Source organism: Gynuella sp., from assembly GCF_050297175.1.
Classification (GTDB): Bacteria; Pseudomonadota; Gammaproteobacteria; order Pseudomonadales; family Natronospirillaceae; genus Gynuella.
The window spans coordinates 103,830-120,869 of the sequence record NZ_JBNKSF010000043.1; the positions used below are offsets into that span (position 1 = coordinate 103,830).

Here is a 17,040-nt window from a genome sequence, read left to right on the forward strand (position 1 = left end):
ATCAATCTCCTACAAATCTACTCATTGCCTGAATAAAGGCATCTGCCAGGATTTTATCCAACTGAACAGATTTCGTCTGAACGATATTGCGAAGCTCTGCCGCAATGTCAGCACCAGGTGCATGTTTCCAACCTGCGTCAACATCACCTGGTTGATCTTCCTGTGGTTCTTCAAACCGGCCGCCTTTTCGTCTTGCTGTTGCTTCAGAGACTGCTATCACGTAGCAAGTACAGCCCCAGCCGTTTGGTGTGTAATGAGTGTGCCACCATGGATGATCCGCCGGTAATGTCAGCTTGTCCCATTTCAAATGCTCTGGCCGTGGCTCGACACTGCCGCCGTGCCGGTACATCCAGTACGGGGCGACTTTCTGTAAATCTGGATCAGTCAACTGTGCATAGCGTCCGGCTGCATAAGTTGAACTCATGTTTGTTGAATATATTACCCGCGTCCGCCAGTTTCTTTCGCCGTTATACTGCCAGCCTGTGCGGGCGACGATTTCATCAAAGTTCTTTCGGAACGATTCGATAGTGCCGCCATTCTGAATGACCTTGGTCACCGCAGTGGCCAGTTCTTGCAGCAGATCTGCTTTCATCGCCCCAGCAACGACAAACGCCCGGTCATGGGCATTGCCCATCAGATCTGTCCAGCGCTGTGTCGGCACCAGATTGCCCATGCGCAGCTGTAACGCTGCGAGCTGTTCAGTAAATGAACCTGGTTCAGCAAATGAGTGTGCAACGGGCTGGCCGGCTTCAGTTGCTACATCCAGGATGCCTTGTGCTTGCGAGACGCCAAATGCAGTTGCCAACACTTCACGCATATCGCTGCCGATTAACTCACCATAACCATTATTCAACAGCCAGGCATGCAGATCGTCCAATGTTTCAGCCGTATTGACTTGTTCCTGGATTGTATTAATCCACTGTTGCAATGGTGCAGATGCTTCCAGCCCCAGTTGATCAGCCAGATCCTGCTGACGTTTGGCTATCGCCCCGATATCGTCATCACCTTCGGCAAAGTTCGCTGCTGTATCTGCTGCTGTTTGCTGTTCAGTGTCAGGTGATGCGTCATCTTCCAGATCGTCTTCATTGAGATCATAAGTGCGCATCCAGTACGCCTTTTTGAATTTCACACCAGACTCAGTCAACGTCTTATCGCGCTTGGCTTGCGTATCGTCGACTGTCTCTTGTTCCCACATTTCAAACTTAGGTGCAGGTCCAGAGATACTGTTGGCAAACATGATCCACTTGATCAACGTGTTAACTGTGCTTTCACACAAGGATGCATCGTCATCCCGTAGATCGTCCGTGACTTCCAAACCCGATTTGGCGCTAGCATTGGTTGCGCTCGCTTCCGTAGTCTGGTTCTGTCCCAGCAGTGCGATGTTGATTTCAGAGCGGCAATACATCAGAAGCTTTTCAAACGCTTCAGCGGCACCTGCTTTGGCTCCGGCTTCCTTGATCTCCACACTGGAGTCGTCTGGTACAACAGCAACGGCATCTTGAATCATTGCCTCCAGGTCATCCGCCAATGCATCCTGATCAGACTTGCTGGTGTTGCGTGGTACCTTACCAATCAACCAGGGTATGCCGTATTTTTCCGCAAACTGAACCCAGAACCTTAGGCCGCCACGCATAAACGTGTCCGCCCAGAACACCATGGACATTTCTGGGAAACCCCACGGGTTTTGGTAAGTTGCCTCATTTCGAGGTAGCAAAAACTTGCGCTCTGGCAGGCTTTCTCCTTCAATTGGTGCCTGACGGCTGCGAAACCGCAATTCATTTTCAGTGCTGAACACAAACCACTCCGGTGGCTTGGCAATCATTTCATTGGGAACCGTCCAGCGTGGCATGTCTTTCCACAACGTCTCTATCGGCTGGTAACCATAGAGCTTAGCTTCGAGAATATCCTTAAACAGCTGCGCCATATCCAGATCGTCGAGAATGGCTTTGATGTTTTTCTCGACCCGTGCGGATGTTACACGTTCCTTGAATCCCCACTCCAAAGATGTAACCGCTGACTTGCGCCGTCGAATCGCGCCTCCCACCGCCGCATTACTGCGGATATTGCGATAGATGGATACATCCTTACCCTTGGCTTTCAAAATAGGATCAGGGTTCGGCAGATAACTGCCCAGGTTGCTGAAGTCCGGCGACCGATCACGGGTAACGATATGGCTCGACAATCGCTTAGACGGCTCACTGAAACGGATAAATTCCGTTGGAGAGACCCAGATACCGTTTTTCATTGATAACCCTCGAACATGGTAGATGCCTGTCGGCGACTGCGGGACGATACGGTGACTGGACCTTTAGTGATGGTCTGTGCCGCGTAATGCGCCATGACCAGCGATATCGCACTATCACCGTGACGCTTACCAGCATCGGCTCCAGTAGTACGTTTGTTGATGAGCCGTGGCACTCCGTTGACAACTTCAATGGCTCGCAGATCATTCATCACGTCATCATCGTCTGGCAGTTCATCCATCGTGCCGTCTTCCATCGATGCTTTGAACGGTGGCATGTTCTCCCGGTACCAGCTTTCACTCAACATCACCAACGCCACGCGACTCTGTCCATATTTCTGCATGGTTTTTTCAGCCAGAGATTGGCCATTACCACGCGCATCAAACGCCGCTCCCATAAAGCGTATGAAAAAGTCCAGAACAAAGAACACAATCTGTTCCTGCTGATCAAAAGGCATGTCCCTTAGCTCGATCATTAAACCCACTTTCAGCGTGATACCTGCCAGTTTAAATGCAATCGTGAGCACCGTAAGGTCGCCGGAACGTCCAAAATCCTCGCCCACATACACTTCGGCTTCTTTGGGAATGCGTGCCAGAGTTGGCTCCACAACCTGTTCCAGCCAGTCTTGAATAAACTGACGTCGATACTTTTCAGGTTCTACGACAAAGCCATCCGGAGCAGTGATTCTCAGAACCGGTGTGGTAGCCTTCATGCGCTCTTTAATCAAGGCTCTGGGCAACCAGGCACCACTTGACTTGGCAGGAATACAGAATAATTCCTCATCCTCGTTAGGCTTGTAACGATTAATCAGAGAGGCTCGCCATTCCTGCTGTTTTTCCAGCGTCCATGCTTGTTTGGTAATCTGACAGATACGCTTGAACAGACCGTCGTGAATGGCATCGTCCAATGTCACCCGGTGAACACTATGGTCATACAACCCAGCCCGGCAATCCTCAATGAGCAGATTAAACGGGTTATCCGCGCCATTATGAGTACTGATGATATGAATCTTTCCGCCCCACATGGTCATAGCCATGGCAGATTTTAATAGCTCATCCTGATCATCCACAAACGCGGATTCGTCGATGATCAGAATCTCACCAGGTCGACCTTTGGAGCGCAGGTTTCGAGGGTTGGAGCTAAATGCCTGAATCATATTGCCAGAGTCAAATTTCAACTCGAATTTGAGAACCTGTTTGTCATCATCATCCATGATCGATTCATTGATTTTCCCGGCGGCAGCGTTCAGTTTTTTCGCCCATTCAGCACAGTCGCTGATGAAACCCTGAGTCATATCTTTATTGAACGATATGTAATAAACATTAGCGCCACTCGCGGCGGACGCATGCAACACCGCCGCCGCAGCCTCAGCGTAACTCAAACCGATCCTGCGCGACTTTTCGATGATTTTTACCGGGGATTCATCTTCAATCCATCGAACCTGGTATGGCAATAAAATAGCTTCAGACATTTACACCGCCTCAGTGATCGCTTTCACCAGCATTGCAATGCCGGCATCAGAAACACCAGCGCCTTTCGCCGCCCCTTCAGCCACTTTTGCCGCTTCTTCCAGCGCTTCCTTACGCGCCTGTTCACGCAGTTTTTCTTCCCTGCGGGTGGTTTCGCTGACCGCTTTTTCGATCTTCTCATGACTGATCGCCAGGTCGCGAATCATCTTAACTGCGCCTGCTACCACCTCCGGGTCATCTTCACCCACTGTGATTTTTTGAATGGCCAGCGATAAATCAATCAATGAATTGCGGATAATTTCAGACGTTAAATTGGCTACCTGGCTTTGCGGCGCAGCACCCAATTTACCAATCCAGATTTCGGCCATTTCCCGCGATTCTCGGATCGCTTTACCCACCTGATCAATGCTGAGTTTGTAGCGATTGACCGCTGATTTTGTGACCGGCTCCTCGCCGCGCTCCTCCAGTATTTCATTGATTCTGGCGGTCGCGTCTAATTGCGTAATACGCGGGTCACGCAACAGTTCATGTAACTGTTCAAGAATGTCTGGCGCTAATTGCTTGATGCTGCTCTGCCGTCCCATGCTTCAGCCTCCCGGCAACGGTCTTGCAACACCACTAACCACGGTATTTCCTTGCGCAACATCCAGGCCACGATTAGTGACCTTGGCAATCATGCCAACCGCATCCGATTGCGTGACTGTCACCAGTCCCGCATCGCGAAGGAGTTCAATATGCGCCCTGACAGCATCCATTGACACAGCATGTCCCAATGCATTCAAACCCCGGTGCAAAATGTTTTCGTTATGCGAGTAACCAGCGTCCTGCTCTAACAGTTGCAGCATCAACAAGCGCTGTTCCTGTTTCACCATGTCGTTAAAGTTCATGACGGATTACCTTTTGAGGTGTTCAGCAGATGCTGGTAAATCAGTGATAATTGATTGGAGGATGCCTGGGTTTTCCCTTTAATTTCCGAGAGCGATTCACTGACATTGTCCAGCCGGCTATGAATGTCTTTCAGATCATCATGGTTAGGCACATGCCGCAATTCTGACTCAAACCTCGTAAGACGTTTCTCATGCTCATCGAGTCGCGAGTTTTGTGCATTGATCTGTTTACGGACATCCGTATCAAGCGTATTGATCGCGCCGTGAATAGAGTCCGAAAATGATTTGAACTCTTCAGGGCTGACTGTAGATTTTCGAAAGCTCCACGCCATCCAGGTTATTAATAAGTTGAATACCGTCAATACTGCCGGCCAGTATGTTTTTATCAGCTCTATCACGTCACAGCACTCTCAATAAATAATTGATGCAAGTGTACTCACCGCATCCAGATAATTATTTTAAAGCCGTTTAAAAGAACCGGATTTCAAATAAGCGCAGACTGATATCACTGAATATTGAAACAACTACTGATTTGGAGAGTGTCATGTAATGAGTGCAGTCATCGTTCGCAGACCATCCACTGACCAAGGCACTTTTGGTCAGTTTTTTTTAAACGGCATGCATTTTTCCTATACCGGCGAATTGCCATGGCTGAATAACGAGCGGAATGTGTCATGCATTCCACCCGGTGAATACACCTTAAAGCCACACACCAGTCCGCATTTCGGCAAGTGTTTTATCATCGTGGACGTACAAGGAAGATCATTCATTCTGATACACAAAGGAAACTGGTGTGGTAACCGTGCTAAAGGTTTTCGCTCTGATGTGCTCGGCTGCATCATCGTCGGCCAGCGGCTGGGAACACTTGCTGGCCAGGCAGCAGTTCTTGCCAGCGGAACGGCATTTAACCGGCTATTGCGCACCATCACAATGCCCATTCCATTAACCATATTGGAGTCATCATCATGGAACTCTTGAATCTTGCCAGCGGCGGCCTGATCGGACTGCTTGGAAGCCTGGCCACGAATGGCTTGAAGCTGTTCAAGGCCCATCAAGAACATAAACAGCATATCGAACAGATGAAGCTTGAAGCGGCTATTACCCGAGAAGAAATGAAACTCGAAGGACAAATCCGTATCACCCAAGCAAACCTGGCAGCCGAGCAGGCAGCGCTGTCTGGCAGCTATAAAGAAGCTGCAACGGACATGGATACCCACGGCAGCCGGCTGTTGACGTTCGCTGAGTTTTCCCGCCGCATGACCCGCCCGGCGATCACTCACGAACTCATCATATTAACCGGTGTTGTTTACTGGTTCGGTGAACCACTTTCTCGGCAGAGTATTGCTGATGGTGTCGTCGTTGCGGCCGGAACAGCTATTGGCTGGTGGTTCGGCAGTCGTGAATTTAATAAATCAGTCAAATAAGGTGCAGCATGGACAACGCAGATTACGCCGCGGATCTTGAGCAATTACATATTGCTCATGCGCTTTCAGCACAAAAACAGTCTTCACAAGACGCAGTGCAACGAGTCAGCAATACCGGCAATGTGCACTGTTTAGATTGTGGTTTCAAGCTCGATACTGAGCGTTTAAAAGTGAAGCCGGGCGCGTCTCGTTGTGTAGACTGTCAAACTGATTTTGAGCGACTGCATCGACATCGGCATCGATAACGAATAACCCGAGAGAGGCGAGCGGCCGCCGGCACTGCGGCAGAGCAACGGTCATTAGACCGGGAGGCAATGAAAATTGTTCCAGCCATTGCTTTATAAGGGTGGCAAGTGTCCGTTTTTTTTAGGAGCTCAACTAAAAAATGGCTAAGAAATAATGGCAAAGCGATCCGAATTTCTGACTGATCTCACCACCCATTCAACAGAGTTGCTTAAACGCCTGGGCTGTGGCGACGAAATTGCCCGGAAGAATGCTGAGGCCCTGGCATCTACAATGGCAGAACGCTGGAGCGGCATGCAGCTCAATATTCAAAAAACGGACAGCGCTATTCATCGCGCAATCAAAGCTGAGTTTACTGGTGAAAATGCAGCAGAGCTGGCACAGAAATACGGCTTCAGTGAACGCACAATTTTAAAAATATCAGATCAGAAAAAGCAGATTCAATACGATGCTACCGAGTTGAAGTTTGCACGCTGGGCAATGAGTCTTGCCATTGCTGAATTTCCATCATTGAAGAAGGTGAAGCCCGAAGCCTGGGCGGCTGATTTTAGAAAACTGATCAATGACGGTCACACGCTACGTGAGATCGAAGACTTATGGATATGGTGCCGGCAGCATCCATTTTGGCATTCACAAATTCAGTCCCTGGCAAAGTTCCGCAAAAAGAACGAAGCCGGCGTGACGTACTGGGATTATCTCACCAGTCAACGCAATAGCCCACCGCCAAATCAGCAGCAACAAAACAGAGAAGAAGTACGCCGAAAAATAATGGATATTTACGACACTAACTGGTGAACTCAATGAATCAGTCAGACCCAATGCAGCGCATGCGACACGCAATCAAAACGAGCTACAGACTCACATTATTACTGAGCTTACTGTTCGTCTGTGTTCAATGCATCGCACTGACGATATTCAAACCATCGTTATTTGCCGTTGTTTTGATATCCCTTCTGCTACTCAGTATCGCAATAGCAATCATAGTGTCAGTGACAAAGATGTTTAAGCTATATGAACAAACCGATGAACTCAGACAACAGATTAAGATCGAAAAGAAAAAGGGAGAAATGCTGCGTGATTTACAAAAAACGTCGTAAGTACAAATACATATTACAAGGCCCAGTCGCGATTCAAGTAGCTGTACATGTCCCGAAACCGGTCGCCATCGGTCCGCTGACGATATCACCCACGGGCGGACTGCAAATAGATGCTGGCTACGCTTGGGATGGCGCAACCCTCTGCCCGGATGTGCAAAGCATCATTTTCCCGTCACTCGTGCATGATGCCATGTATCAGCTCATCCGCGAGGGCGTGCTGAATATCCACACTGATCGCAAGATCGCAGACAAACTGCTGAAGGAATTATGTATCCAATCCGGCATGTGGAAACCGGCCGCCTGGTTGGTCTATCACGCGGTCAGGCTGTTTGGTCGCAAGGCTGCGGAAAATGATCTGCTATCGGTTCCAGGATAATCAACAGGTGGCAAACATGTTCTGGTCGTTAGGCATATTCGCTTTCGGCATATTCATTGGTTGGGTATGGGCACACAACACCGTGGCTGACGAATGTGAAAAGCTGGGTGCATTTTATGTCGGCAACAAAACCTATCATTGCTCTCAAATTAAAGAGTCAGATCGCAACCATGTACGGCTACGCATTAAGAGGAAAGATGGCTCGATTAAATGGCAAACAATAGACATCGGGCAAGATAAAGATGTTCAGCGGATATTGAAAAAAGCAAAGAGAAAAAGCGATGAGGTGAAAGATGTTTCTACTTAGTCCGTATTCGGGTTGATCGTATTATCAGAAGGGCGATGAATTCTATCTGTCAAATAATGCAGCCCCAATAGAGTCGTGATTAATAGATTGAACGCCCAAAAAAAATAAACAGAAAGCCCGGTCAAAATCCATATTCGATGATATTTTTGGCTTACAATGTTGCTCAATGGTTCATGAACAAAACTGGCGATTAATCCAGCAATAAATAAAACAATGCTTAAAAAAGACAGATAGCCAAAGAGGTAACTTAAAAAGCGTCTACGATTGAGAGGAATTTCTATTTTCTTACCACGGCGTTCTGCCTTTAGTAACACCGGCTCCCCACTGATAGGATCATTTAAAACCGCTGATGGAAATGTTGAAACAGCAGCCAAAGCTGCAATATAAAACCCTATCAGCATCTTCAGCAGCTCGGTTACTTGAGTAACAATCCCATCATTGTTGAAAACACTAGGATGCCAACCACATATCCCCATGATTAATATCAAAAAAATAGCCATAAAAGCAGGCATCCACCAGTTATACCAACGCAAAATATGGTTGCCATAAATCCTCAAATAATTGAGAGGTGTGAATAACTGCTTTAAGCCGGGAATCATGATAAACGTGCTACCATTTTTGCCATGAAGTCTCTATTAATCGAATCGACACATTGTTCAAGAATATCATCAGATGTCACCAACTCATTTTTAGTAATGATTTGTTCAGCAACATCGGTCACCGTGGTACCCATACCAATTGTACGCTGTTTGCCCTCAGGTTTCTTATATCTGATTTTAATTTTTTCATAACCATTGCGTCTCGCTCTGCGCGCTAACTCAGTAATTCTGTCCAGCAAACTATCATCTTTTTTGGTCACTACCCCCAGTTTTATAACCCTGGCTTGTTCGCGAAAAAAATTGGGTTCATCAAAGTCAACGCCACCTGCTTGTGTCCGGCTGATGAGTTCAATCCCTTCCACAGTTCCTTCATCTAAATCGTCTTTGAATTTTGATGACACATCACTTTCTAACTTTGCAACAGGCCTATATTTTTTTCGTCTATTGTTGTCAGTCTCATCTTCAAACGTCAGGTCGGTCGAAAGACTCTTAAAGAGTGACCTGATAAACGGTTCTACATTGGAACGGCCCAAGCCTGTCACTTGTTCCATAAGCAACTGATAAGAACCATCGTCAGCCTTAGCCCGCTTTATCACGGCATGGCCGGAAACGGCGATTCCCTCACCATCTAACCGATGGATCGGCCTGAGCTGGTTTGTATTCATATTCATGAAGACAGGATCAGTTGTATTTTTATCAGCATACTGGAACAACAACTCAACATGAGACTCTGTAACGTTGATGTCAGCAATTCGAATGGAGGCAGTATCATTACGAATGAGTTTGATAGCTTCGTCATCTTGTACAGAAGCTACAAGCTGCGGGAGAATATCGTTCAGCTCAAACTCAGGGGCGTGTTCTGGTTCCGTTTCAATTCTCAACCCCTGAAATAATACCCAACGTTCATATAAACCCAGCATCGCTTATCCTTCTAATGTTATTTGACGAAATTGAAACAGCAAACGTGGGTACAAACAGTTGTTCTACTATCGCTCTTCCTGTTTGTTTAGGGGAGTAATAGCTTGGCTTTCCTGATCAACCTTAATTTTGTTGCGCCGTTTCTTATCCTTTTTGGCTTTTTTAATCGCGGCTTGCAATTCAATAATTTCTTCCAAGCCGTTATTGCCTAAGGCAGTACCACTAATATAAATATTTGTTTTACCAAAAATTATCATCGGACAGCTCTCTCGATTCTCATCTATTAGTAGGATTGAATATAGTAAATACTCCGTTATTTGCCAGAACCATTGCAGAAATTTACCTGACTGATCTGATCGGTTAAAAAATATATGTTTGTAGGTATGTCATAAAACTTGCTCTTCCGATTTCTTAGCCTTCTTCTGTTTCTTCCTGGCTTTCTTCAGCTGCTTTTTTACTGACTCGTCGGAGTGTGTATGAATGTGATGAATGGTAACTGAGGTTTTACCTGCGAAATGAAAATACATGCGCTATCCCTGATTACTGCAACCGTTTTCATAATACCGATCAGCTGAAAACGGTCATTCGTCCATTCGTATGAGCAGTCATGACATATGTCAGGCTATTTTTTGATATTTCCCATGATGAACGGGTACTACTCGATTATACGAAAGAGTATTCTCAAGAACTTAACAAGCGTGTCTTTGGTAGGGTCATACATCAAGTCATACGTGGCTAATATCAATTCTGCCACCTCGTTCGGTGGTGGTTTCTTGTTGATTTCCGCCAGTCCTTCTATGATCTCTTCAATCGCCTGAGTTAATCGTTCACGATCAAGAACAGCGCAACTGTCCGTAGCCTCTTTATCTGTGTGGCTTTCACCAATGTTCTCGGAATCCATGATTATTCTTCTCAGCTACTACTCTATTTTTTGTTGCCCATAACAAAGTCGCCTTTGACCTTATTTTTTGCACCAGATTTGATGACCTGCCCAACTTGAACGTCAGTCTCACCGGTGAAGTTAAAGCCAGGTAGTATTTTTGAGAGCTTGTCTTTCTGTTTTTTGGCAGGTTTTCCGGCAATCACTATTTCTAAAACGGAGCGACGTTTGGCTGACCCCATCTTGCGATAGCCTTCCAGTAACAATTCTTCGTCGGGAGCTAATACAGGTAGTTCTGTAGCTTTGGTGGCAGTCCCTGTTAGAACATAAAGTAAATCAACTCCGGCATCTTCAAGGCATGCTAATTGATCACCTGTTGGCGTTGAAACACCCTTTTCCCAGTCAATAACAGTTCGATTTTTTGCATTAGCCATTTCACCAAAAATTGCTTGGTTTAAGCCCAATCTCTTCCTTTCCTGTTTTATCCGCGCACCAATAGCTTCACGGAGTTCCTTGATCTCTTCTAAATTCACGAAAATACCTGCACAAAAATTAGTTTGACATATGCAGAAATCTGCACAAAAATAATCACTGTTGAGAATCGAAACATTAAGTCATCAAGTAGACTATACGGAGAATTGTACATGCATCCGGCCCACATTAAAGCCCTGTTAGAGATAGAGGGATTTACAGCCTCATCTATTGCCGATGAACTCGACGTTCATCGCACTGCTGTATCCAAGGTGATTTACGGCAACTCAGTATCAAAGCGGATTCAGAACCGTATTGCTGAAATTACTGGTAAAACCGTAAGTGAACTCTGGCCAGAGAAACGTCGCCGCATTCGCCGCACTGCTGATGAGATCAGGAGTGCTGTATGAGCACTCATCAATCTGCCGAACGCATCCTGACCGTGCTTGATCTGTTGCTACAGCGCACCGTCCACGGTCTGACCCCCAGCGAGATCGCCAAGGCCACTGGCTACTCCGCCCCCAATGTCAGCCGCTACGTGGCCGTTTTGGAAAGCACCGGCTGGGCCGAGCGAATCCCCGAAACCAATCGTATTCGTGCCAGCGTGCGCGTGGCGCAGCGCGCGATGGGCGTACTGCAAGAATTTGACCGTGCACAGCAACGCCTTGGCGAGCTGCGCACCCGCATCACCACCCCGATTAATTGAGGTGAATTATGACTAAACAAACACTTATTCAGACAGATCAGGCTTATACCAAGGATGAGATGGGTCTCGGTTTTGGCCGTCCTTATGTTGGAGATAGAAAAAATCATAAAGAACATCATCAGCCATATTCTCAAGTTGAAACGCAACCTGGTCATCCACATCCGCATTGCGCTCCAGTTCCTCCACCGCTCTGCGCATCATCGCCTGCAATATCTGAAGATCAATGTGTCCACTCTTCGAAAGCTCGCGAGCCAATATGCGATAGCTATAAGCCAGCGCCAGGCTTAGTTGTTTTTGCGCGTAAATTTCTTCGCGTAATGCTTGGAGTTCGTCGTTCATGAAAAACCTCTTATGTCCATTAAATCGTGATTAACCCTAACGAATCGAGGATAACACATGCCCCGCAAAGCAACCCCCCAAGGTATTGAAGCCGAAGTCATCGCCGCAGGTGATGATATTAGTCATGTCGGCGATGCCGCCAACGAGCTGGTGCTGGCACAGCAGCGCATCAACGAAAGCGCTGTGGCCCTGGCACACCAGCTCAAGTATGACGGACCATTGACGCCCGATGCGCTGGAAACCGGGATCCGGGACAGTCAGCAGCGCGTCAGCCTGGAGCTGTTCAACATCGGCCAGCGGTTATTGCTGCTCAAAGAGCAGTGTGCTCATGGCGAGTTTATGGAACGTATCGAGCGTTTAGATCTTTCTTATCGTATGGCAGCAAAATTTATGCAGGTCAGTCTCAAGTTCTCAAATGTGCCGTCAACGGCACATTTGCAGAAGCTCGGTAAAACCAAGCTGATTGAACTGTTAGCACTGGATGATGAGGAAGTTGAAGCACTGACAGAGGATGGCTCTGTGCGTGGCATCACCCTGGATGAAATAGACAGCATGTCATGCAGTGAACTGCGCAAACAGTTACGCGAATCCCGCAAACAGGGCGAAGCCAAAGACAAGTTACTGGCCACCAAAAACCAGAAGATTGACGAACTGTTTCAGGCCAGCCAGACCGACTTAACCTCAGCGGACGAACACCTTCAGCAACTGCATACCAAGTTAGCCGGGCTGACCGGCAAGATCAGCGCAACATTGCTCACTGACGTGCGTAGAACGATGACCGAGATTACCGATCACCACACCCTGCACGGTGGTGATTCCGGCCAAATCATGAACGGACATTTGCTGCAAATCAGTTGTGAAATTGCCGACCTGCGCGATGGCTTTGCCTTACACACCATGGCCGATGGCCGGGCGGAATGGGAGGGCTATGATGGCGAGGGCGATGCCCACCTGCAAGATGACCTTCTGGGCGAGCAGGAGGCTTAATCATGGGGCTGTCGTCTGAGGTACTGGTAGATGCCTGGCGTCAGGCGGAAGCCGCCGGTCATGGTAAAAAGCAGGACATACTGAAGGCAGCTGCCAAACGCCTGGGTGTCTCGTTGTCTACGCTTTACCGGGAACTGGAAACCGCTGGCCTGAAAAAGCCACGGCAGCAGCGGTCAGACGCTGGTGACTTTGTGTTAAGCCGTATCGAAGCACAGGTGTTGAGTGCCTTCCTGATGCAGGCGTACCGCGCCAATAACAAGAAACTGTGCTCAATCGCCAATGCCCTTGAAGTGCTCCGTAAGAACGGTGAACTGATCGCGGGCCGAGTGGATGACACCACCGGCGAAATAACCTACCTGTCAGAGAATGCCTGTTCCCGTGCTCTGCGTCATTACGGACTGCATCCTGAACAGTTACGCCGCCCATCGGCCAGTATTCGTCAGCGCAGTTTGCACCCGAATGATGTCTGGCAGATCGATGCGTCGATCAGCACGCTGTTTTATGTACCGGAGTCAGGTCTGGCGGACATGGCACCGGGGGAGTTTTACAAGAACAAACCCGGTAATTTTGAGAAGATCAAGCGCCAGCGGCTAACCCGCTATGTCGTCACCGATCACACCAGTGGCGCGGTGTTCTGCTGGTATGTTGCTGGCGGCGAATCGATTGCAAACCTCGGTGAAAGCTTGCTCGAAGCCATGCGTGATAAACCCGGCGAATCGCTCTATGGCGTTCCGTTTCATCTGTATTACGACCCCGGTTCAGCGGCGACCAAAACGTTTAAACGCTTCCTGTCTGCCTTGGGCGTAATACCGGTAGTGCATAGTGTCGGAAATGCCCGTGCCACTGGGCAGGTTGAAGTGACACACAACCTCATCGAGACTCAGTTTGAAGTCGGTTTTAAATACACTACCGTGCCCGGTATCGACTGGATCAATACCAAGGCCCGCCAGTTCTGCCGCTGGTTTAACGCTAAACGGGTGCACTCCCGCCACGGTAAAACCCGGCTGGCCAAGTGGATGGAGATTGCCCAAGAGCAGTTGCGTATCGTTGATATCGATCTGGCCCGTGAACTGCTGAACCGTGAACCGGTGCCGGCGAAGGTATACGACGATATCCGCATCCAGTTTAAAGGCCAGCGTTACGATGTGTCAGGCGTTCCCGGTGTCTGCATCGGTGAAAAGCTGCCGGTCACCATCAACCCGTTGATACCGGGACATGCCTGGGTCGTGTTGTACGAAGATGGGCATGAAGTCCTGTTCCCCATTGAGCCCGTGGTGTTGGATGACCATGGCTTTGAAATTGACTCCCCGATTATTGGCCGCGAAGTCAAAGCCCCTGCTGATACCGTACTGGACACTAACCGCAAGGCCATTCAGCGCCTGATCTACGAAGTGGATACCGATGAAGCCGCCCAGCAGGCCGCCAAGGCTCGCAAGGTGCCGTTTGGGGGCCGCATCGACCCGTACAAACATTTAGATGACCTGCCCGATGTCAGCGTGCTGCCGCGCCGTGGCACCGCCCATCTGATCAACAAAGACCAGCGCATCGTTGAGCAGTTACTGACCCATGCCGAAGCCGCGCTGCGCCTGAAACCCCGCCTGCACTGGACTGCAAAACACTACACCGCGCTGACCCAACGCTACCCCGAAGGTGTACCGGAATCGGCGCTCGATGAACTGCTGGCTGAGTGGTCTCACACACCCGTGCAACAGGGAGGTAACCGCTGATGTTGAATCTCAATACCGCACTGGAAACACTGTCCATAACCCGCACCGAGCTGGCCCGTGAAATCGGCATTAGCCGATCCGCGATGAGCACACTATGCAATCACGGCAAATGGCCGGCCACGTTAGATCAACAGGATTTGCAGCAGCGTATTACCGCGCTGCTGCGTGAAAGAGGTGCCAGCGCGGCAACGCTGGCGGCCCTGTTTGAAACCGCGTCCACGCTCACCCAAGCAGCTGACGCAATCACACCCAAGGAACTTGATATGCTACTGCGAAAACAACCTCTGTATCCAGCGACCAAGAAACACTTTCGCTTATTCACTGATCCTTTCGGTGAACTCACCGACTCGGCTCAGGTCTACGACACGCCAGATGTCCGCTATGTGCGACTCGCCCTGGCCCAGACGATTACCAGTGAACGCTTTATTGCCGTCTGTGGGGAATCCGGGGCCGGCAAAAGCACGCTGCGCCGTGACTTACTTGATCGCATTCAGCGTGAATCGCTGCCGATTTTAGTGATCGAACCATACGTTTTAGGGCTTGAAGACAACGATAAAAAAGGCAAAACACTCAAAGCGACCGACATCGCTGCCGCCATCATTCGCAACGTTGATCCGCAAGCGCGTATCTGTCAGACCGCTGAGGCCCGCTATGCACAATTGCACCGCGTATTGCGCGAGTCACGCCGGGCGGGTAACCGACATGTATTGATCATTGAAGAAGCACACGGACTGAGCGTTCCGACCCTCAAACATCTCAAAAGATTCTACGAGTTGGAAGATGGTTTTAATCGGTTGCTCAGTATTGTTCTCATCGGTCAGACGGAGCTTGAACAAAAACTCGCAGAGAACCGGTCAGAGGTCCGAGAAGTTGTTCAACGTATCGAGTTAATTACGTTGGATCCGCTGGACGCCCACCTTGAAGGTTATCTCAAGCATCGGCTTGAAGCCGTAGGTAGCAGGTTGGACGACGTGATGGACAAAGCCGCGATCGATGCCCTGAGAACAAAATTGACAGTGCCATCGCGTGATCGTCACAGCCGTTCAATCAGTTTGTTGTATCCGCTGGCGGTCGGTAACCAGCTTATTGCCGCGATGAATATGGCAACAGATATCGGCGCACCCAAGGTCACAGCCGACATCATCAAGGCCGTTTAGCCGGAGGGCATCATGATGCTGACTGATGAACTACTCGAAACGTTGGCGGATGAATTTGTAGAACTCGAACTGAGTAAGCATGGCATCAGTTTGCCTCAGTTCCTGCTCAACCCGGCCCGCTTTCGAGAACAAGCCAAAGACAAACACACGCAGCGCACCGGTGCTGCGGTCGATGAACGCATGTTTCATCTGCGCCATCCGCGCAGAAGGAGTCATTAATGAAATCTCATATTGCTACGCAGAACTACAAAATGGCTTGCGGATTGTCTGCTGCAATGTCAGCAGTCGATCATCTGCAAAAACATGACGTGGAAATTCTGGAAGTGGGTATCAAAGACGGCAATGCATACATTATCAGCAGTGATGCCCGTACTTGCCCAGATATCAAAATAGTCAGTGAATACCGGGCGTTGGGGTTTATCAGATACCGTGCAGAACTCTGCGGCTGCCTGGTGCAATGGCAGGAAAATTACCTCACCGATGGAGATGCCGCATGAACGCACTACTGAAACGACTGCCGGCACTGATGCTGTTGATAGGTGCGATCACCATCATGCAATCACACGCCATTGAGTTCTGGAGCCAGTACACCGGCAAGTTGGGTGTGGTCTGGTCGCTCATGTTAGAGGGCGCTGCTCTGTGGCTGTGGGCGCAGCGCAGCATCAGCCGCAACCTGATGGCCCTGGTTGCCAGCGCTCTGGTGCTGACTGGCCCGCTGTATCAGGTCAGTGCCCCAGCCATTGCTCAGTGGCAACAATCCACGGCCCAGCCGGAACTGCTGCACAAACGCGAACAGCAATTGCAGGATCAACGCGCCACCTTGACCGCCAACCTGGCCACCTACAACGCCAACTCAGAAAGCCGTATCGGTTGGGCGGGTCGTATTGACGACGCCAATCAGGCGTTAGCGTCCGTGAATGATCAACTCCATGCCCTCTATGCCGAACAGGCACACACGACACCGATGCCGTGGCAATCGCTCGCCGTGATCGTCATGCAGGCACTGGCGTTGATGCTGTTTCAGATCCTGATTGTGCTGTGTATCCGCGCGATCACTGCACCGGTGCCGAAGTCATCACAGCAACAGCAACAGCCACTGGCCGCGACCGGTACCGCTGTTGACCGTGCGATTCAAGTGGTAAAGCACAACGCCAAAGCCAAAAAAAGCCAGAGCGCTGCGGCGTAGTCATTCCATTTAACCTGGCACGTA

At 49.2% G+C, this 17,040-nt stretch carries 25 protein-coding genes; 14 read left to right on the plus strand and 11 right to left on the minus strand.

Annotated elements, in window-relative coordinates; all coding sequences use genetic code 11:
• Position 1 precedes the first annotated feature (1 nt).
• The 5 genes from ACQY6I_RS18405 to ACQY6I_RS18425 are packed head-to-tail and all read right to left on the minus strand — an operon-like array spanning position 2 to position 4,997.
• Positions 2-2,245, minus strand: a complete 2,244-nt coding sequence (locus ACQY6I_RS18405) for a phage portal protein family protein (RefSeq protein WP_428242969.1) — start codon at positions 2,243-2,245, stop codon at positions 2-4.
• The gene (locus tag ACQY6I_RS18410; RefSeq protein ID WP_428242970.1) at positions 2,242-3,714 is read right to left on the minus strand and encodes a terminase large subunit domain-containing protein; all 1,473 of its coding nucleotides are present in this window, start codon (positions 3,712-3,714) and stop codon (positions 2,242-2,244) included. Before ACQY6I_RS18410 ends, ACQY6I_RS18405 begins: the two co-directional genes overlap by 4 nt.
• Positions 3,715-4,296 (minus strand): phage protein Gp27 family protein, encoded by a 582-nt coding sequence (locus tag ACQY6I_RS18415; RefSeq protein WP_428242971.1) that lies wholly within the window; start codon positions 4,294-4,296, stop codon positions 3,715-3,717.
• 3 nt (positions 4,297-4,299) lie between these two features.
• Complete coding sequence (locus ACQY6I_RS18420) at positions 4,300-4,599, minus strand: hypothetical protein (RefSeq protein WP_428242972.1); 300 nt, start codon at positions 4,597-4,599, stop codon at positions 4,300-4,302.
• Positions 4,596-4,997 (minus strand): hypothetical protein, encoded by a 402-nt coding sequence (locus ACQY6I_RS18425; protein ID WP_428242973.1) that lies wholly within the window; start codon positions 4,995-4,997, stop codon positions 4,596-4,598. Before ACQY6I_RS18425 ends, ACQY6I_RS18420 begins: the two co-directional genes overlap by 4 nt.
• 151 nt (positions 4,998-5,148) lie before the next feature.
• Here ACQY6I_RS18425 and ACQY6I_RS18430 point away from each other — a divergent pair, with 151 nt between their 5' ends.
• From ACQY6I_RS18430 to ACQY6I_RS18455, 6 genes are all read left to right on the plus strand, one after another.
• The gene (locus tag ACQY6I_RS18430) at positions 5,149-5,577 is read left to right on the plus strand and encodes a DUF5675 family protein (protein ID WP_428242974.1); all 429 of its coding nucleotides are present in this window, start codon (positions 5,149-5,151) and stop codon (positions 5,575-5,577) included.
• Positions 5,565-6,023: a hypothetical protein gene (locus ACQY6I_RS18435; protein WP_428242975.1), complete on the plus strand. Its 459-nt coding sequence runs from the start codon at positions 5,565-5,567 to the stop codon at positions 6,021-6,023. Before ACQY6I_RS18430 ends, ACQY6I_RS18435 begins: the two co-directional genes overlap by 13 nt.
• A gap of 8 nt (positions 6,024-6,031) precedes the next feature.
• Positions 6,032-6,268 carry a TraR/DksA C4-type zinc finger protein gene (locus tag ACQY6I_RS18440; RefSeq protein WP_428242976.1) on the plus strand — a complete coding sequence of 79 codons (237 nt, stop codon included), beginning with the start codon at positions 6,032-6,034 and terminating at the stop codon, positions 6,266-6,268.
• Positions 6,269-6,422: 154 nt separating this feature from the next.
• On the plus strand, positions 6,423-7,061 hold the full coding sequence (locus ACQY6I_RS18445) for a Mor transcription activator family protein (protein ID WP_428242977.1): 639 nt from the start codon (positions 6,423-6,425) through the stop codon (positions 7,059-7,061).
• Positions 7,062-7,340: 279 nt separating this feature from the next.
• A complete protein-coding gene (locus tag ACQY6I_RS18450; protein WP_428242978.1) occupies positions 7,341-7,739 on the plus strand; it encodes a hypothetical protein in 399 nt (132 codons plus the stop codon).
• 16 nt (positions 7,740-7,755) lie between these two features.
• Positions 7,756-8,046 (plus strand): hypothetical protein, encoded by a 291-nt coding sequence (locus ACQY6I_RS18455; protein WP_428242979.1) that lies wholly within the window; start codon positions 7,756-7,758, stop codon positions 8,044-8,046.
• Here ACQY6I_RS18455 and ACQY6I_RS18460 read toward each other — a convergent pair.
• The 5 genes from ACQY6I_RS18460 to ACQY6I_RS18480 all read right to left on the minus strand — a co-directional run bounded on the left by ACQY6I_RS18460 (position 8,043) and on the right by ACQY6I_RS18480 (position 10,976).
• Positions 8,043-8,645, minus strand: coding sequence for a hypothetical protein (locus tag ACQY6I_RS18460; RefSeq protein WP_428242980.1), 603 nt, complete (start codon positions 8,643-8,645; stop codon positions 8,043-8,045). The two genes, ACQY6I_RS18455 and ACQY6I_RS18460, sit on opposite strands and share 4 nt — an antisense overlap.
• Entirely contained in the window at positions 8,642-9,565 is a 924-nt protein-coding gene (locus ACQY6I_RS18465; protein ID WP_428242981.1) for a hypothetical protein, read from the minus strand. The genes ACQY6I_RS18460 and ACQY6I_RS18465 overlap by 4 nt, the downstream gene beginning before the upstream one ends.
• Positions 9,566-9,631: 66 nt before the next feature.
• On the minus strand, positions 9,632-9,820 hold the full coding sequence (locus ACQY6I_RS18470; RefSeq protein ID WP_428242982.1) for a hypothetical protein: 189 nt from the start codon (positions 9,818-9,820) through the stop codon (positions 9,632-9,634).
• A gap of 398 nt (positions 9,821-10,218) precedes the next feature.
• On the minus strand, positions 10,219-10,464 hold the full coding sequence (locus tag ACQY6I_RS18475; RefSeq protein ID WP_428242983.1) for a hypothetical protein: 246 nt from the start codon (positions 10,462-10,464) through the stop codon (positions 10,219-10,221).
• Between the two features lie 23 nt (positions 10,465-10,487).
• Complete coding sequence (locus tag ACQY6I_RS18480) at positions 10,488-10,976, minus strand: helix-turn-helix domain-containing protein (protein ID WP_428242984.1); 489 nt, start codon at positions 10,974-10,976, stop codon at positions 10,488-10,490.
• Positions 10,977-11,087: 111 nt separating this feature from the next.
• Between ACQY6I_RS18480 and ACQY6I_RS18485 the strand changes: the two genes are divergently transcribed.
• Positions 11,088-11,324, plus strand: coding sequence for a helix-turn-helix domain-containing protein (locus ACQY6I_RS18485; RefSeq protein WP_428242985.1), 237 nt, complete (start codon positions 11,088-11,090; stop codon positions 11,322-11,324).
• A complete protein-coding gene (locus tag ACQY6I_RS18490) occupies positions 11,321-11,620 on the plus strand; it encodes a helix-turn-helix domain-containing protein (protein ID WP_428242986.1) in 300 nt (99 codons plus the stop codon). Before ACQY6I_RS18485 ends, ACQY6I_RS18490 begins: the two co-directional genes overlap by 4 nt.
• 24 nt (positions 11,621-11,644) lie before the next feature.
• Here the strand turns inward: ACQY6I_RS18490 and ACQY6I_RS18495 are convergent, their stop codons facing one another.
• Positions 11,645-11,959 carry a hypothetical protein gene (locus tag ACQY6I_RS18495; RefSeq protein ID WP_428242987.1) on the minus strand — a complete coding sequence of 105 codons (315 nt, stop codon included), beginning with the start codon at positions 11,957-11,959 and terminating at the stop codon, positions 11,645-11,647.
• Between the two features lie 57 nt (positions 11,960-12,016).
• On the opposite strand from ACQY6I_RS18495, the gene ACQY6I_RS18500 reads away from it, so the two are divergent.
• The 6 genes from ACQY6I_RS18500 to ACQY6I_RS18525 are packed head-to-tail and all read left to right on the plus strand — an operon-like array spanning position 12,017 to position 17,016.
• Positions 12,017-12,946 carry a hypothetical protein gene (locus ACQY6I_RS18500; protein WP_428242988.1) on the plus strand — a complete coding sequence of 310 codons (930 nt, stop codon included), beginning with the start codon at positions 12,017-12,019 and terminating at the stop codon, positions 12,944-12,946.
• A 2-nt stretch (positions 12,947-12,948) separates the two neighbouring features.
• Positions 12,949-14,673: a hypothetical protein gene (locus tag ACQY6I_RS18505; RefSeq protein ID WP_428242989.1), complete on the plus strand. Its 1,725-nt coding sequence runs from the start codon at positions 12,949-12,951 to the stop codon at positions 14,671-14,673.
• A complete protein-coding gene (locus ACQY6I_RS18510) occupies positions 14,673-15,830 on the plus strand; it encodes an ExeA family protein (RefSeq protein WP_428242990.1) in 1,158 nt (385 codons plus the stop codon). The genes ACQY6I_RS18505 and ACQY6I_RS18510 overlap by 1 nt, the downstream gene beginning before the upstream one ends.
• 12 nt (positions 15,831-15,842) lie before the next feature.
• Positions 15,843-16,049 carry a hypothetical protein gene (locus tag ACQY6I_RS18515; RefSeq protein ID WP_428242991.1) on the plus strand — a complete coding sequence of 69 codons (207 nt, stop codon included), beginning with the start codon at positions 15,843-15,845 and terminating at the stop codon, positions 16,047-16,049.
• A complete protein-coding gene (locus ACQY6I_RS18520) occupies positions 16,049-16,327 on the plus strand; it encodes a hypothetical protein (protein WP_428242992.1) in 279 nt (92 codons plus the stop codon). Before ACQY6I_RS18515 ends, ACQY6I_RS18520 begins: the two co-directional genes overlap by 1 nt.
• Positions 16,324-17,016, plus strand: coding sequence for a hypothetical protein (locus tag ACQY6I_RS18525; RefSeq protein WP_428242993.1), 693 nt, complete (start codon positions 16,324-16,326; stop codon positions 17,014-17,016). Before ACQY6I_RS18520 ends, ACQY6I_RS18525 begins: the two co-directional genes overlap by 4 nt.
• Positions 17,017-17,040 lie beyond the last annotated feature (24 nt).

Excerpts from the sequence above, each read along its gene's own strand:
- ACQY6I_RS18405 (WP_428242969.1), bottom strand. The coding sequence starts at position 2,245 with ATGAAAAACGGTATCTGGGTCTCTCCAACGGAATTTATCCGTTTCAGT.
- ACQY6I_RS18410 (WP_428242970.1), bottom strand. The coding sequence starts at position 3,714 with ATGTCTGAAGCTATTTTATTGCCATACCAGGTTCGATGGATTGAAGAT.
- ACQY6I_RS18415 (WP_428242971.1), bottom strand. The coding sequence starts at position 4,296 with ATGGGACGGCAGAGCAGCATCAAGCAATTAGCGCCAGACATTCTTGAA.
- ACQY6I_RS18420 (WP_428242972.1), bottom strand. The coding sequence starts at position 4,599 with ATGAACTTTAACGACATGGTGAAACAGGAACAGCGCTTGTTGATGCTG.
- ACQY6I_RS18430 (WP_428242974.1), top strand. The coding sequence starts at position 5,149 with ATGAGTGCAGTCATCGTTCGCAGACCATCCACTGACCAAGGCACTTTT.
- ACQY6I_RS18435 (WP_428242975.1), top strand. The coding sequence starts at position 5,565 with ATGGAACTCTTGAATCTTGCCAGCGGCGGCCTGATCGGACTGCTTGGA.
- ACQY6I_RS18440 (WP_428242976.1), top strand. The coding sequence starts at position 6,032 with ATGGACAACGCAGATTACGCCGCGGATCTTGAGCAATTACATATTGCT.
- ACQY6I_RS18445 (WP_428242977.1), top strand. The coding sequence starts at position 6,423 with ATGGCAAAGCGATCCGAATTTCTGACTGATCTCACCACCCATTCAACA.
- ACQY6I_RS18455 (WP_428242979.1), top strand. The coding sequence starts at position 7,756 with ATGTTCTGGTCGTTAGGCATATTCGCTTTCGGCATATTCATTGGTTGG.
- ACQY6I_RS18460 (WP_428242980.1), bottom strand. The coding sequence starts at position 8,645 with ATGATTCCCGGCTTAAAGCAGTTATTCACACCTCTCAATTATTTGAGG.
- ACQY6I_RS18465 (WP_428242981.1), bottom strand. The coding sequence starts at position 9,565 with ATGCTGGGTTTATATGAACGTTGGGTATTATTTCAGGGGTTGAGAATT.
- ACQY6I_RS18470 (WP_428242982.1), bottom strand. The coding sequence starts at position 9,820 with ATGATAATTTTTGGTAAAACAAATATTTATATTAGTGGTACTGCCTTA.
- ACQY6I_RS18475 (WP_428242983.1), bottom strand. The coding sequence starts at position 10,464 with ATGGATTCCGAGAACATTGGTGAAAGCCACACAGATAAAGAGGCTACG.
- ACQY6I_RS18485 (WP_428242985.1), top strand. The coding sequence starts at position 11,088 with ATGCATCCGGCCCACATTAAAGCCCTGTTAGAGATAGAGGGATTTACA.
- ACQY6I_RS18490 (WP_428242986.1), top strand. The coding sequence starts at position 11,321 with ATGAGCACTCATCAATCTGCCGAACGCATCCTGACCGTGCTTGATCTG.
- ACQY6I_RS18495 (WP_428242987.1), bottom strand. The coding sequence starts at position 11,959 with ATGAACGACGAACTCCAAGCATTACGCGAAGAAATTTACGCGCAAAAA.
- ACQY6I_RS18500 (WP_428242988.1), top strand. The coding sequence starts at position 12,017 with ATGCCCCGCAAAGCAACCCCCCAAGGTATTGAAGCCGAAGTCATCGCC.
- ACQY6I_RS18505 (WP_428242989.1), top strand. The coding sequence starts at position 12,949 with ATGGGGCTGTCGTCTGAGGTACTGGTAGATGCCTGGCGTCAGGCGGAA.
- ACQY6I_RS18510 (WP_428242990.1), top strand. The coding sequence starts at position 14,673 with ATGTTGAATCTCAATACCGCACTGGAAACACTGTCCATAACCCGCACC.
- ACQY6I_RS18515 (WP_428242991.1), top strand. The coding sequence starts at position 15,843 with ATGATGCTGACTGATGAACTACTCGAAACGTTGGCGGATGAATTTGTA.
- ACQY6I_RS18520 (WP_428242992.1), top strand. The coding sequence starts at position 16,049 with ATGAAATCTCATATTGCTACGCAGAACTACAAAATGGCTTGCGGATTG.
- ACQY6I_RS18525 (WP_428242993.1), top strand. The coding sequence starts at position 16,324 with ATGAACGCACTACTGAAACGACTGCCGGCACTGATGCTGTTGATAGGT.